Source organism: Bacillus sp. FSL R9-9497, assembly GCF_038005805.1.
Lineage (GTDB): Bacteria > Bacillota > Bacilli > Bacillales > Bacillaceae_G > Bacillus_A > Bacillus_A cereus.
The window spans coordinates 4,678,690-4,693,287 of the sequence record NZ_JBBOTY010000001.1 but is presented as its reverse complement, the minus strand read 5'-3'; the positions used below and the strand labels follow the sequence as shown (position 1 = coordinate 4,693,287).

Below are 14,598 nucleotides of genomic sequence, written 5' to 3'. Positions count from 1 at the left end.
TAGTCAAATTTTATATTTATAGTTTCTATGTGTTAAGAGATTTTAATACTCAGTGGGAATAATGAAAAGCTCACTGAGTAAATTTTTCGTTTTAAGGTCTGAAAATTCAATCGAAAAGGTGATTTGGGGGGATTTACATGTTAGAAATTATAAATTTTAGCAAGACATATAAAGACGGTAAGAAAGCAGTTGATCATTTGAATATTACTGTTAAAGCAGGGGATATCTTTGGATTTATTGGACATAACGGTGCGGGGAAAAGTACAACAATTAAGTCGTTAGTAGGAGTTATAGATTTTGAAGAGGGTGAAATTTTTGTTGATGGACATTCAGTAAAAAAGGATCCGATTGCATGTAAGAGAGTAATGGCGTATATTCCTGATAATCCAGATTTATATGAGCAATTAACAGGAATTCAATATTTGAACTTTGTTGCGGATGTGTTTAAAGTGCCTGCGAGGGATCGGGAAGAACAGATACAGAAGTATGGGGATGCTTTTGAGATTACACCGTACTTAGGGGACTTAATATCTTCTTATTCACACGGTATGAAACAAAAAGTAGCGATTATATCGGCGGTTTTACATAAACCGAAATTATTAGTTTTAGATGAACCTTTCGTTGGTCTTGATCCAAAGGCAGCCGTAGTATTGAAAGGTATTATGAAAGAGCTTTGTGAAAAAGGAAGTGCGATTTTCTTTTCTACACACGTTTTAGATGTAGCTGAGAAGTTATGTAATAAAGTAGCGATGATTAATAGAGGGAAATTAGCACTTTCAGGAGAAGTAAATTCTTTAATAAAGGAAGGCTCATTGGAAGAGCTCTTTATGAAGGAGCTTGCTAATGAATACTAATAGTTTAGGTCTTTTGAAAATTCGGTTGATAACGCAGCTCGGTTTAAACACCTTTAAATACGAAAAAGATAAGAGAAAGAAGCAGAATAAGATTTTGCTGACAGTATCTATTGCTCTAGTTGGTGTCATGTTAATGTTATATTGCGGAGCTTCGGCATATGGATTGATAAAAATAGGAATTAGTGAAATTATTCCCGTCTATGCACTAGTTATTAGCAGTGTATTAACGTTGTTTTTCACTATATTTAAGGCAAATGGAGAAATTTTTGCTTTTAAGGATTACGACTTTTTAATGTCATTGCCGATTCGCGTAAGTACTGTTATTGCAAGTAGGTTTTTGTATTTATACTTGCTGAATACAATCTTTTCAATCATAATCATGCTACCAATGGGAGTTGTGTATTGCATACATGAAAATCCATCAGTTTCTTTTTACTTTATGTGGTTCATCAGTATGTTTATAGCATCTTTAATCCCAACAACAATCGCAGCAATCTTTGGAGCTTCGATTACGGCAATCGCTTCTAAATTTAAAAATACGAATAAAATAACTACGATTTTAAGTTTTATAGTAATTATTACATTCGGTTCCTTTATGCTAAAAAACGGAAATGCTCAATATAGCCTTAATGATATGAACGGAATTGGTGCAATTGTTTCGGAGCAATTAACTAAAGTGTATCCATTAGCTAACATGTTTCAAAAAGCAATTGTTAATGCTGATATGGTAGCTTTCATCTTATTCGTGGGGATATCAGTGATTTGGTATTATCTTTTTGTAAAAATACTTTCGTTAAAATATAAGCAAATAAACACAGGGATCACCACTTATCATATGCTTTCAAATTATGAGATTAATAGCATGAAAAAAGAGAGTGTATTGGTCGCATTGTATAAAAAAGAGCTGAAACGTTTCTTCTCTTCTACAGTGTATGTCATAAATAGTGGAATGGGAGTCGTGATGGCGCTAGCTTTCTCGCTAGCTATAGTTGTAGTAGGACCAAGCCAATTAATAGCGTATCCTGGAATTGAGCCCCTGTTGCAAAAGATTGCTCCATTTGCTATTGCAGCAGCGATTTCGATGACATGTACAACATGTGTGTCATTGTCTTTAGAAGGAAAAAATGTATGGATTATTAAATCATTGCCTATAGCGCCAAAGATGATTTATGATAGTAAAATTCTTATGAATCTTTCATTGAGTATACCTGCATCACTTATTAGTGCTGTATTACTGATAATCGGGTTAAAGCTAGATGTTTGGAGCTCTCTTTTCATCGTAATAACACCGATAACATATTCATTATTTTCAGCAGTATGGGGGATTTTCATTAATAATCGATTTGGTTATTATGATTGGGTATCAGAAACTCAAGTAGTAAAACAAAGTATAGGATCGTTTGTTGGTATGTTTGGTGGCTTAATTGTGGCGGTTATACCTGCCTTGTTAATTGGTACTGCTACTATCTCGAACTACAGAGTATTTACTTTTGCAGTTATTATAGTGCTTACGATTATTACTATTTTCTTGTATAAGAACGAGTCAAGAAGAAGTATAAAATAAAGAAGCTGCTCTTCCTTTAAAAAGGAAGAGCAGCTTCTTTATTTTGAAAAGGTTAGACTCTTATATTACTTTTTTAAAACAGGTACCCATATTTCGCTTCTGAAATTCGGAGAGGATACGTCTTTACTTTCATTCCACAATATCTCCGGTCCTTCCGCTAGTTCATAGTTCGAAGAAGGGAACCATTCAGAATAAATACGTCCCCATACATTTTGTAGTGCATCAGGAAATGGACCGACAGCTTCGAATATAGCCCATGTTGAAGCAGCAACTTCAAGCTGTTTAAACTCCTCTGGACAATCCTTTGTTGTGGCTACTCCAATATAGTGATCGAGTTCGCCTTTTTCCTCCATTCTTCCTTCAGAAAAATTAGTAGAAGCACTAATAATTCCAGTAGGTTCAATGTTTGAAAGGGACTTTAATGTTTGAATAGACTCTGGGTTTAAACTTTTCCACATAGAAGCAATTTCTTCATTTACACCGTTAAAAACAATTGGTACTCGTTTTGTAATACCTATAATTCGAAATGGCTCTTTTTCTTCAATTCGATAGTTCATTTCATTTCCTCCTTGAATGGATAACTGGAAGGTCATTGGTGAATAAGCTTTCAAAGAACGGCTACTATTTCGGGCTTCAGAAGGTGTTATACCGTGCAAGTTTTGAAATGCACGAGCGAATGAATCTGGTGAGTTGTAGCCATATTTTATAGCGACATCAATGACTTTTGCATTGCTATTTTTTAGTTCAAAGGCAGCAAGAGTAAGACGTCTACAGCGAATATAATCAGATAGTGATATACCTGCTAAAAACGAAAACATTCTTTTAAAGTGATACTCAGAACAGAGAGCTAGCCTCGCAACTTCTTTAAAATCAATTTCATTCGTAAGGTTATCTTCAATATAGCGCATTGCAGTATTCATATTTTTAAGTGAATCCATATTATGACCTCCTCTGTACATAGAATAGCAGGAACGAAATAGCTCCATCCGACATTTCGTGCACAACTTTGTAGGGGACATTTTTAACCTTACAAAATTGTAATGTTCCTGTAAGGAGAATGAATGGATGGTATGATATCCCAATGTTATAGTAACAAAGTACTTTTGTTCAGTAGGTTAAATTTTTATATCTTTACTTATGCGTCTTACATAACTGTCATGTTTGTGTAAGAAACATCGATAGTGGCAAGAGTAGAGAGTGTATATAGTTGAAAATAGAGAATAGAAGAAATGAGGGATGTCGAGATGAAAACAGTGTTAGAAGCAAAAAATATTGAAAAAGTGTACGACACGGGTGGGAATAAATTTGCAGCGTTAAAAGGTATTAACTTACAAGTAAAAGAAGGTGAGTTCGTTGGAATTATGGGACCTTCTGGTTCTGGTAAGACGACTTTACTAAATGTTCTTTCTACAATTGATAATGCGACGAACGGTGAAATTTTAATTGATGGAAAAGATATTGTAAAGATGAATGATGATAAGTTAGCGTTATTCCGCCGTGATCATTTAGGTTTCATTTTCCAAGATTATAACTTATTAGATACGTTAACGGTGAAAGAGAATATCGCTTTACCACTTGCGTTATCAAAGGTGAAAGCGAGTGAGATTGATCGCCGCGTTCTTGAAATCTCAAAGAAATTCGGTATTGATCATATTTTAAGTCAGTTCCCATATCAAGTATCTGGTGGGCAGAAGCAGCGCTGTGCAGCATCGCGTGCAATTGTTACGAATCCAAGTATGATTTTCGGAGACGAGCCAACTGGAGCACTTGATTCTAAATCTGCAACAGATTTACTTGAAAGTATGAAGTCGTTAAATGAATATGATAACTCAACAATTTTAATGGTAACGCACGATGCATTTGCAGCAAGTTATTGTAAACGAGTTATTTTCATTAAAGATGGTGAACTCTATAAAGAATTACACCGCGGTGAATCGACGCGTAAACAGTTCTTCCAAAAAATTGTTGACGTAATGTCTTCTATTTCTGGAGGTATGGCTGATGACCTTATCTAGCATTGCCCTCCGCAACATACAGCGGAACTTTAAAGACTACTTTGTATATTTTGCATCTATGATTTTTAGTATCGTTATTTATTTCACATTTAAAGCACTGCAATATAATTCACAAATGGAAAAAGCAGCAGAAGCTTCTAAAAAGATTAGCGGTGCGTTTCAAGTTTCCAGTGTGATGCTTATCATTTTCGTAGCAGTGTTTATTATATATTCGAACGGATTCTTTACACGTAAACGTAAAAAAGAAGTTGGATTATATTCTTTACTAGGTATTCGGAAAAGACAAATTGGTAAAATGCTCTTTTATGAAAATATGTTAATGGGATTAATGTCATTAGTAATTGGGATTGCGATCGGTAGTGTCCTTTCAAAATTATTCCTTGAGTTATTAGTAAATATGATGGGATTAAATTTAAACGTTCATTTTGAAGTACCGGTGGCTGCCATTATTGATACAGCAATTATTTTCTTTGTGATTATTTTATATACATCACTTCAAGGATATCGTTTAATTTATCGCTTTAAGTTAATTGAACTTTTCCGTGCAGAACGTGAAGGAGAAGCAATGCCAAAAGGATCTGTCATCATGGCATTAATTTCAGTTTTCTTAATCGGTTCAGGTTATTTTTTAGCATTAATGTACATGAAAGCAGTTATGTATGCAGACTTTATGGTCGTTGCATTATATATTTTATTAGCGACAGTAGCAGGGACTTATTTACTGTTCATGTTCTTCACAGTATTTGTATTGAAACGTGCAAGAAATAATAAGTCAGCATTTTATAATGGTATGAATATGGTAACGACATCGCAGTTACTATATCGTATTAAAGGAAATGCGAAATCACTGGCGACAATCGCTATTTTAAGTGCAGTTACATTAACAGCGGTTGGTACGTCAGTTACGATGTATTACAACACATTTACGCAATCAAAAGTTGCTGCGCCGTATAGTTATTCCTATGAGAAAAAAGATGCAGCATTAGATAAAAAAGTAAATGAAATACTTGCTGGAGAGAAGAATAATCACCCAGTCACATATGAATCAGAAGTTGAAATGATTCCTGTGAAGGGAACATTTAAAGGTGAAAGAGCTGATCAAGTTCTGAACACACACTATAATGTTACGAATCAGTACCAGCTTATTTCTCAATCAAGCTTTAATACACTTGTGAAACATTTAGATGTAGAACCTGTAAATTTAAGTGCGAATGAAGCTTTCGTATATGATAGCTTATATATTGAGAAACTTGATTTTGGTCCTCTTTATACAGGAAATACAGCTGTATTCCCTGTTGGAAACGAGTCAAAAGAATTAAAAATTAAAGGTGTAAATAATAGAAGCCTTACAAATTTAAATGAACTATTTGTAATCGTTCCTGATAAAACATATGAGCAAGTGAAACAAGTAAACGAAACGCGTACTGTAAAAAATATTGATGTAAAAGGTGAGCGAAATAGTAAAGAGTTAACAGCAAAATTAGCAAGCATTATGCCAGCTGGAGAATCAGAAGTTTTAAAACCATTTAACGATTTCTATACAGGATTCCAAATGGGGCTTGAAACAACAGGCTTAATGATGTTTATTGGGTTATTCTTAGGATTAGTATTCCTATTAGCAACAGGCTCAATCATTTACTTTAAACAATTAACAGAAGCAAGTGCTGACCGTGATCGCTACGTTGTTCTTCATAAAATTGGTGTAACGAAGCAAGAGATGAAGAGAGCTATCGCAAAACAAGTGAGCTTTATCTTTGCTATTCCATTAATTATTGGTATTTTACACAGTTTATTTGCACTAAAAGGTTTGTCAAATATATTACCATTTGAAATTATGATTCCGCTTCTCATTAGTATTGGAGTATACGGCGCGATTTATATTGGATATTACTTCTTAACGGTTCGTTCTTATTATAAGATCGTGAGTGCGAAGTAATAAGGGACAGCTATCGCTAGAGACGATAGCTGTTTTTTTATTCTTCATAAAATCTTAAGAAATCTCCTCAATTTTTGTTAAGAAATAATAGTTATACTTAGAAACAAGTTAAAAACTATTGAACGAATGAGGAGAGGTTTATATGCAACTCATAACATTCTTACATGAATTTATTAAACATCCGAAACATACTGGTGCAATTGCGCCAAGTTCAAAAATATTAGCAAAGAAAATGGTAGATGTAATTGATTTTAATAAAGCGAAATGCATTGTAGAGTTAGGTCCTGGTACAGGAGTCTTTACGAAAGAAATTATGAAGAGAAAGAAGAAGGAAACAATATTTCTTCTTATTGAAATTAATGAAGTGTTTTGCAAGGAGCTAAAGAGAAAATTTAAAGATGAGCAGAACGTCATTGTTGTACACGGTTCAGCCGAAAATATAAAAAAGTATATAGAAGATCTCAATATAGAATGCGTGGATTACGTTTTATCGGGATTACCTTTTACCTCTTTACCAGAAGAAGTTTCAAAGCGTATTTTAAACAATGTAATGGAAGGGATACATGAGAATGGTGAATTTATTACATTTCAATATTCACTTGTGAAAAAAGGATTTATACAGCACTTCTTTCCAGAAATTACGCTAGAGAAAGTGTGGCTCAATTTCCCACCAGCGTACATCTTTAGCTGTAAAAAAGAGCTAAGGAGAGCATATGCATAATGGAATTACATGAATTATTATCTTATATTGAACAATACGGTTATTGGGCATTATTTTTCTGTTTATGGTTAGGTATTATCGGTATGCCAATTCCAGACGAAATGATCGTAATGAGTGGTGGCTTTGTATCTTCACTAGGGATATTAAGTGTCATTCCTGCATTTTTATTAACATATTTAGGTGTTGTATCTGGGCTTTCTTTAGGTTATATATTAGGGAAAATATTTGGTACGAAAGTACTTGATAAGCTAATGAAAAAGAAAAAGGCGAAATATCTTTTGAAATCTCAACAAATGGTAGAGAAGTATGGTCATTATGCGTTAGTCACAAGTTACTTCATACCAGTTGTAAGACATATCGTACCGTATTTAGTTGGAATGAATAACATGTCATTTAAGACGTATGCTTTGTATTCTTATACGACAGGATTTGTTTGGACACTCGTTTACTTTGTGCTCGGTGCTTTATTTGGAAAACATATTGAAAGTATTGTAGCGATCGCGATAGAATATGGCGTGTATTTTGGCGTGATTGTTTTTATAGTTACAGGTATTCTTTATTTATATAGACAAAAAAGAATCACGCTGATGAGTAAATAGAAGTAAAGAAAGTTTCTTCCAGTATGAAGGACAAGATAGGATTATAAGTATAAAATTATCTTTATTTAATGGTAAAATATAGGTAAGTAGTTAAGGAAGGAAGAGCGTTGTGCTACTCATTTTTAGCCTTATCTTAATTGGAATTATGTGCAGTATGAAAATAGTATCCTTACACATGATAGAACGACAAAAGGTAGAGGAACGATATGTATATTGTCCAAAATGTGATACGAAAATTAGAAGAGGAAATTCAGCTCCTTTTTGTTCGAAATGTAATTTAATATTTTAAAAATAAAAAGTCCGAAATCACTTTATATAGTTTCGGACTTTTTATTTTTAAGTAAACATTAATCCACCTAGTTCTCTTTCGTTTGTTTATTAGCTAAAATGGATTATGAATAACAATAGTATGTAAACGAAAATAAATATAAATGTACACATGGAGTGTTATATTTGGAGATTTTAATCATAGTAGGATGCCTAAACTGTACGGATGTTAACCTTCTTAGAGAAAGATATCCCAGCTAATTTAGTTTGGAAGATTGAAAGAATAGATTGAAAATAGATGAGAAGTGGAGTGCATATGATGGAGACACAAATCGTTATTGGAGTACCTGGTTTATGGAAAGATAGAACAGAATTAATACAAGAAGTTGTGAGTAAAAGTAACTATATGTTAGCAGGAAATGTTATGCACCATAAGGAGAAAGGGATTGGCTTTGAATTTGATATATATGAACAAGACCCTTCTTTGAGAGAGGCTTTCTTCTATGCAAGTGGTGAGCGTTTTGATGAAGAATTGCTTCAGGAGTTGGAGAAGCATACTTATACAGTGTATGTTATTGCAAAAGTTGACGATACAGAGAGAGTACAAGAAGTAATTGATGTAGGAATGGAACTTTTAAATGCAGGTGGACTTGCTTTAAAAGTTGAAACAGCAGGTGTGGCTTATTCGAAAGAAGAATGGCAAGAGCTTGCAGAGAATAAGGAAATATTCCCGATGTATTCGCACCTTGTAACTTTAGTTGGAGATGAAGAGGACGGCTACTATTCATGTGGAATGCAAGCATTTAATCTACCAGACGTTGTTTTAGACGGAGGAATAGATCCGGAAGTAGCTGTAAATTTATTAAATGATTTTAACCTACATAATATATTGGAAAAACCTAATTTGAAAGATGGGGATACAATTAGTTTCACAGAAGATGCTCCAGTGTATCTTTTATCTCATTATATAGATAATCGTTATGAACAAGAGGATCCATTTTATAATCCGTGTGGGGTATGGAAGTTAGAGAGTGCTTCGGCAAAGAAATCTATCTTTCAAAAATTGGGGAGTGTGCTAAAAGGATGGAAAAATACATAAAAGAACAGAGGAGTATATGTGATAAATATAAAGCGGAGTATGTAGAATCTACGAATGAATTGAAATTAGGAATAGCGCAAAATGTGAAAGATGGTATCGCACCGATTAATGGGTTACGAATGTCTGTAGAAAATGGAACGACAGGTTGGTACATTTGGGCTGGTGAAGAAATGGGGACAGAAGAAGATTTCTTTCTTCCGTTACACGTTCAACATATTGATGAATGGGCACCTGAAATAAAGAAGTATTTAGGGTTACCACCTGGTTGGAGATTTTTAATTGCTGGAGATTACGAGGACGTGTGGTATGATCCGAATTTGTTTGATGAAGATTTAGAAGAGGATGCAGATGAATGGGAAGAAAATATGCTACAAGAGTATGGATGGTACATGCATAGCATATTAGCAGAAGATATTGATGGCATCCATGCTAATTATCATACGCATGGTCTAAGAGATAACTTTAATCATCAAGATTTACAAATAGCATTAAATATGGATCCTGAATTCGCGCATAGTGTTTTTTGTACCATAATAGAAGAAATAAAGAGCGGAAAAAAGTTTGAACAAGGGATTGAGTATACGAATATTATTGAAGGATATCCCATTATTATGAAGTCTTTCGTAGAGATGGATTGAGAAGTTTTCAGGGTTTTATTACCTGATGACAGAGGGATTCTTCCTACTAGGCCAGAGTGTGATGAATGTTATAAGACTCAATTGGATGATATTGAGGAGAGTTGATAAAAAAAGAGCTTGAAACTATTCAAGCTCTTTTTTTATCACTATTTATGTCCTAAAATATGCTCAATCTCATGCAAACTTAATTTACTTGCCTTAGCAATCGTTTCAAGTGGTATACCAAGATCATACATATTTTTAATCATTTGAATTTTTCCCTGCTGAACTCCTTCTTTTCGACCTTGTTCAATGCCCTGTTCAATGCCCTGTTCAATGCCCTGTTCAATGCCTTTTTCAATGCCTTTTTTAATTCCTTGTTTCATCCCTTGTTCCATTCCTCTTTTTATTCCTTCTGTCTCTGCATGGGCGAATTTTGCTGCTTCATCCATTAAAACTTTCTCCCTTGCGTCATAGGCTTGTCGGAAAGATGAATCTTGACTCATACGTTCCCATTTATTTATCGCTTTTTGTAAAATAGGGTCTTGGTTCATAGCAATATCCTCCAATAGTTTAGTTAAGTGCTCATCCTCATTTGCTGAAAGCAATAAAAGCCAACGAACAAATGGATCTTTCCACGGATTTACTTTTTCTTCATGCCATTGTTCAGTTAACTTTGGAATTTCTATAATGTGGATTTCAATGTCGTCACTCAGGAGTTTTTGTTGTTGTGTATTCCATAATATGCTTGTTGTATGGAAGGCTGGGTGTTCCGAAAACATTACGAAGTTTAGTAAGTTTATGGTGATGGTTTTGTGAAGTGCACTGTAGGGCATCTCTTTTTGTAGTTGAGATGTGTATAGTCTTCCCCAATAATATAAACTGCGTTTAACCATATCGTGATTATTATTGAGTTGTATTTCTACATTGACTTTTGTTCCTGTGTCTAATGTTGCTGAAATGTCTAAAATAGATAACTTATCCTCTTCATATTCCCTGTGTAAATGTGGATCTTCTAGTTGTAGAGAAGCAATGGGCGACTCTAAAGACTCTTGTAACATAGCATTTAAAAATGCAATTAGAATATCTTCGCTACCATTCGTACCAAACAATTGTTTAAATGCAAAATCAATGCGTAAATTAACTAACTGTTGGTTGAACAAAGTTTGTCCTCTCCCTTATATGAAGGTACTTCTTTCCTTCATTGTACATAAAAAGAACTAGAGTATGCAAACAAGCCATTCTTCTATTTTATTAGAGGATGTTTAGAGATTCCTATCATTGATTACCACGAAAATTTTATTTGGACTGTGTGGGTATCACTTAGTAAAGAAAGTTATGATGAAGTATTAGAAAAGTGGGATGAGAGAGGCCGAGAAAATAGTGATCCTTATTTTGGTTGGTTATCTGTAGAAATACCAGTTTATCCAGAAACATTAAATTTAAAAACAAATGTACATATAAGAGAAGTTGGAATGGCACCGTATGTTGAATTAGAGCCAACCGAGCATCCTTTAGCGATCGAACAAAGAAATGGAATTACTTTAGAGAGAGTTAAAGAAATAGAGGAAATGATCCAACAATATAACTAGATTAGAAGAGAAAAAACGAGTGCTAGCACTCGTTTTTTTATTACACAACCGCAGGATTATAAATCATCGTAAAGTGTCCTGGTAATAATTCAATGTGACAAGGTGTATGAAGCGAACTTTCTCCATCTGTATCTACTTCTTTTTCTCCTTTCGTTTCAATATGAATGGATTTCGCTTTTACGTGGAAGATGTCATTTTCATTTGAGTCTTCAAATAGTTTCTTTCCGATGTAATCTTTAAATGCTTGAATACCTGTTGATTTGACTACAAAAATATCAAGTGTTCCGTCATCACATTTTACGTTTGGAATAAAGGATGGAATACCACCAAGATATTCACCATTTCCAACCATGACAAGGACAGCTTCGTCTTCATATACTTGTCCATCGTAAGTGATTTTTACTGGGAATGTTTCAGCATTTTTGACAGTTCGAATTGTGCTTAAGTAGTAACCGATTTTACCAAGCTTTGCTTTTTCTTCTGCATCAATATTGTTTGATACTTCAGATACGAGTCCAATGCCCCAGAAGTTTAAGAAATGTTGTCCGTTTGCTTTTGCAACGTCAACTGGTTTTATGTGTTCTTTTGTAATAAGTTTTGCTGCTTCTGCAATGTTTTGCGGAACACCAAGTGTGCGAGAGAAGTCGTTGCAAGTTCCGCCTGGAATGATTGCAAGTGTAGGTCTATTTTCGAGAGGTGCTAAGCCATTTGTGCATTCAAATACTGTTCCATCACCACCAAAGACGACAATTAAATCTACTTTACTAGCAAACTCTTGGCAATATTTTGTTGCATCACCTTGTTTTTTCGTGTGAAGGATATGTAGATCAGGAAAAGCTGCGGCAAGAGGTGGTACGATTTTCGTTAAATTTGTATGTAAGTCACCTTGACCAGCTTTCGGATTTACGATGAGGAGTACTTTTTCAAATTTTGTCTTTGTCATATTTCATCTCTCCCTGTAGTTTGTAAATGGAAAGAAAGGAGCTGTTCCCATGTATTTTAGAACAGCTTCTCCCTATTAATTGGGTGCTAAGATTGTCAGTTATTGTCGGTAAATCGATATATTAAAAAAATCGCCGATATAATTTGAGTTACGGTCGATATATTTTGAAAATCGCCGATATACATTTTATGTACTATCGATTTTTTTAAGTTATACGATTATTTCGTTACAACTGAAGCAATGAATGGTAAGTTACGATATTTTTCCGCACAGTCGATACCGTATCCAACGATGAATTCGTCTGGAATTTGGAAGCCAACATATTCAGCTGTTAAGTCTACTTTACGACGTTCTGGCTTATCAAGTAATGTACAGAACTTGAGTGCTTTTGGTTTATGCATAAAGAAGTGGTCTTTTAGGAAATGAAGTGTTAAACCAGAATCGATAATATCTTCTACAACAATTACGTTTTTCCCAGTAATGTTTACGTCGATATCTTTTAGTAGTTTCACTTTTCCTGTTGTTTCTGTTTGATTTCCGTAGCTAGATGCAGAAATAAAGTCAATTGTTACATCATTTTTGATGTGACGAATTAAATCAGCAGCAAATACGAATGAACCTTTTAATACTGCGATAACTACGATTTCTTCTCCTTCAAAGTCACGTTCGATTTGAAGTGCTAATTCTTTAACTTTTGCTTGTAATTGTTCTTCAGAAATTAAAGTGTCTTTTATTTCAATATTCATTGTAATCCTCCTACAGTGTAAAACTTATGAACATTTCGACTGTAAAGGATAGAATAGAAAAAGTCAAAGGAGATAGTAATTTTTTACAAAGATAACGACAAAATCATCTGATGATATGATATACTAAGTATATTAAGAAAACGCTTCCATAAAGGGTGAATATGATGAAGAAGAAACAGTACACAAGTGTAACATTTATAAAAGCATTACTTTTAACAATTGTTCTTGGCCTGTTGGCTTACGTAATTGATGTACCTGCGATTCGTATTTCATTAATTGGAATGACTTTAGTGTTAGGAGCAATTTCGCACGGTATGATGTCGCAGCTAAAAGAAGCTGGACTTGATGATATGAGAGATCATATAGATAAAAAGTAAGAAACCTTCATTATATAGAGTGAAGGTTTTTTTGTTTCTTACAAAAATGTAAGGTAGTTGTAAGGCAAATCGATAGTTGCATAAGAGCATTTTGGATAAACTATGGGTGTAAGGTAAAAGGCAAGCATATTTTAGGTAAATTAAGTTTTAGGCACTCTATATGTGAAAAAGGAGTAGGAGGGCATGGAGAAACGTTGGACGACCTTTTCTTTTTTAGCGACTAGTAACACCGTAATGCTAGATGGAAAAATGGATTTTTTGCACTTGTTTGATCGTGAAGATGATCATTCTTCTTCTAAATTTACAATGAAATGGAATAAATGGAGCGAGAGTTGTAGGTTTGAAGAAGAGGCCCCTAACGAAGAGCAAAAGATTATTTTAACAAACCCTATTAAAGCGTGGGTTGTTCAACGTCGTAAGTGTAACGTCAAAAATCACTTCAAGAAAACTGAGCCGAGACAATTAGTTATCGCTCCGGCCCGTTCTACTTCCAAATCACGCGAAAGTAACATGTAAATAATTGAGACACACACCCGAAAAAAACATCGTACATATTGCGATGTTTTTTTCTTTTTCTACAATGAAATCTTTAAATGAAATATATTTCATCTGCATCTTATATTTATATCTCTTGCTTATTCTAGTAATACATCCGATGCGAGTTGATGTGAATAAAATATAAGGAGAGAGTGAAAATGAAAAAGAAACTATTACCAATTTGTGCAATGGCACTTTTAACAGTAGGATATTCTTCAGTAGCGAGTGCGGATACTGGAACAGTAACAAAGGAAGAAGAAGCGCAAGTACAACAGGATAAAGCTAAAAAAGAAGAAGCAATTAAGGAACAGCAAAAAAGTGAAGTAGAGAAAAAGCAAGCGGCACAAGTACAAGAAAAAAATGATATGGCTAAAAAAGAGGAAGCAATAAAAGCTGAGAAAAAAAGTGAAGAAGAGAAAAAGAGAATAGCGCAAGAACAGTTAAAAAACAATATGGCTAAAAAAGAAGCAGCGATAAAAGCCGAGCAAAAGAATGAAGTAGCTAAAAAAGAAGTAGCAAAGCCGGTTGTACAAGGTGAAAAATTACCAAATACAGCATCAAATAATGTAGCAATGATGGGATTAAGTGCATGTCTTGTAGCGGTAGGTACATTATTTGGTTTGAATCGTCGCAATAAGATTAAAGCGTAAATAAAATATTTTCCTATAAAGAATGGGATAATTTCATATATTAAAAATGGTAGGTTACTCCTACCATTTTTGGCATGGAGG

General features: G+C 34.1%; 15 protein-coding genes and 2 pseudogenes. 13 read left to right on the top strand and 4 right to left on the bottom strand.

Translation table 11 applies throughout. The annotated features are described in order from the left end of the window. Positions 1-137 precede the first annotated feature (137 nt). On the top strand, positions 138-854 hold the full coding sequence (locus MKY21_RS24270; protein ID WP_000889756.1) for an ABC transporter ATP-binding protein: 717 nt from the start codon (positions 138-140) through the stop codon (positions 852-854). Next, complete coding sequence (locus tag MKY21_RS24265) at positions 844-2,418, top strand: hypothetical protein (RefSeq protein ID WP_001095689.1); 1,575 nt, start codon at positions 844-846, stop codon at positions 2,416-2,418. The genes MKY21_RS24270 and MKY21_RS24265 overlap by 11 nt, the downstream gene beginning before the upstream one ends. Before the next feature lie 65 nt (positions 2,419-2,483). Here the strand turns inward: MKY21_RS24265 and MKY21_RS24260 are convergent, their stop codons facing one another. Continuing rightward, on the bottom strand, positions 2,484-3,356 hold the full coding sequence (locus MKY21_RS24260) for an AraC family transcriptional regulator (protein WP_025966501.1): 873 nt from the start codon (positions 3,354-3,356) through the stop codon (positions 2,484-2,486). 306 nt (positions 3,357-3,662) lie between these two features. Between MKY21_RS24260 and MKY21_RS24255 the strand changes: the two genes are divergently transcribed. The 7 genes and pseudogenes from MKY21_RS24255 (at position 3,663) to MKY21_RS24225 (ending at position 9,798) form a co-directional block, all read left to right on the top strand. Next, complete coding sequence (locus MKY21_RS24255; RefSeq protein WP_000859655.1) at positions 3,663-4,433, top strand: ABC transporter ATP-binding protein; 771 nt, start codon at positions 3,663-3,665, stop codon at positions 4,431-4,433. Continuing rightward, positions 4,420-6,369, top strand: coding sequence for an ABC transporter permease (locus MKY21_RS24250; RefSeq protein ID WP_044796400.1), 1,950 nt, complete (start codon positions 4,420-4,422; stop codon positions 6,367-6,369). Before MKY21_RS24255 ends, MKY21_RS24250 begins: the two co-directional genes overlap by 14 nt. A gap of 142 nt (positions 6,370-6,511) precedes the next feature. Next, positions 6,512-7,090 (top strand): class I SAM-dependent methyltransferase, encoded by a 579-nt coding sequence (locus MKY21_RS24245; RefSeq protein WP_001176052.1) that lies wholly within the window; start codon positions 6,512-6,514, stop codon positions 7,088-7,090. Further along, positions 7,090-7,689: a DedA family protein gene (locus tag MKY21_RS24240; protein WP_000418924.1), complete on the top strand. Its 600-nt coding sequence runs from the start codon at positions 7,090-7,092 to the stop codon at positions 7,687-7,689. The genes MKY21_RS24245 and MKY21_RS24240 overlap by 1 nt, the downstream gene beginning before the upstream one ends. 109 nt (positions 7,690-7,798) lie before the next feature. Continuing rightward, a complete protein-coding gene (locus MKY21_RS24235) occupies positions 7,799-7,978 on the top strand; it encodes a hypothetical protein (protein WP_001986677.1) in 180 nt (59 codons plus the stop codon). A 297-nt stretch (positions 7,979-8,275) separates the two neighbouring features. Beyond that, a complete protein-coding gene (locus tag MKY21_RS24230) occupies positions 8,276-9,055 on the top strand; it encodes a DUF4261 domain-containing protein (RefSeq protein WP_142668950.1) in 780 nt (259 codons plus the stop codon). Further along, positions 9,040-9,798: pseudogene (locus MKY21_RS24225) on the top strand (DUF4262 domain-containing protein). Before MKY21_RS24230 ends, MKY21_RS24225 begins: the two are co-directional and overlap by 16 nt. Before the next feature lie 41 nt (positions 9,799-9,839). Here MKY21_RS24225 and MKY21_RS24220 read toward each other — a convergent pair. Further along, on the bottom strand, positions 9,840-10,835 hold the full coding sequence (locus tag MKY21_RS24220) for an Rpn family recombination-promoting nuclease/putative transposase (RefSeq protein WP_341077531.1): 996 nt from the start codon (positions 10,833-10,835) through the stop codon (positions 9,840-9,842). Between the two features lie 84 nt (positions 10,836-10,919). On the opposite strand from MKY21_RS24220, the pseudogene MKY21_RS24215 reads away from it, so the two are divergent. After that, positions 10,920-11,264: pseudogene (locus tag MKY21_RS24215) on the top strand (DUF2199 domain-containing protein); the annotation flags it as partial. 40 nt (positions 11,265-11,304) lie between these two features. Here the strand turns inward: MKY21_RS24215 and MKY21_RS24210 are convergent. Both MKY21_RS24210 and hpt read right to left on the bottom strand, forming a co-directional pair. Then, positions 11,305-12,207, bottom strand: a complete 903-nt coding sequence (locus MKY21_RS24210; protein ID WP_341077529.1) for a diacylglycerol/lipid kinase family protein — start codon at positions 12,205-12,207, stop codon at positions 11,305-11,307. Positions 12,208-12,425: 218 nt separating this feature from the next. Then, a complete protein-coding gene (gene hpt, locus MKY21_RS24205; protein WP_001019296.1) occupies positions 12,426-12,953 on the bottom strand; it encodes a hypoxanthine phosphoribosyltransferase in 528 nt (175 codons plus the stop codon). Between the two features lie 161 nt (positions 12,954-13,114). Between hpt and MKY21_RS24200 the strand changes: the two genes are divergently transcribed. From MKY21_RS24200 to MKY21_RS24190, 3 genes are all read left to right on the top strand, one after another. Then, positions 13,115-13,330 carry a hypothetical protein gene (locus tag MKY21_RS24200; protein WP_002001286.1) on the top strand — a complete coding sequence of 72 codons (216 nt, stop codon included), beginning with the start codon at positions 13,115-13,117 and terminating at the stop codon, positions 13,328-13,330. A gap of 183 nt (positions 13,331-13,513) precedes the next feature. Next, the gene (locus tag MKY21_RS24195; protein ID WP_000415613.1) at positions 13,514-13,846 is read left to right on the top strand and encodes a hypothetical protein; all 333 of its coding nucleotides are present in this window, start codon (positions 13,514-13,516) and stop codon (positions 13,844-13,846) included. 179 nt (positions 13,847-14,025) lie between these two features. Beyond that, complete coding sequence (locus tag MKY21_RS24190; protein ID WP_341077525.1) at positions 14,026-14,517, top strand: LPXTG cell wall anchor domain-containing protein; 492 nt, start codon at positions 14,026-14,028, stop codon at positions 14,515-14,517. Positions 14,518-14,598 lie beyond the last annotated feature (81 nt).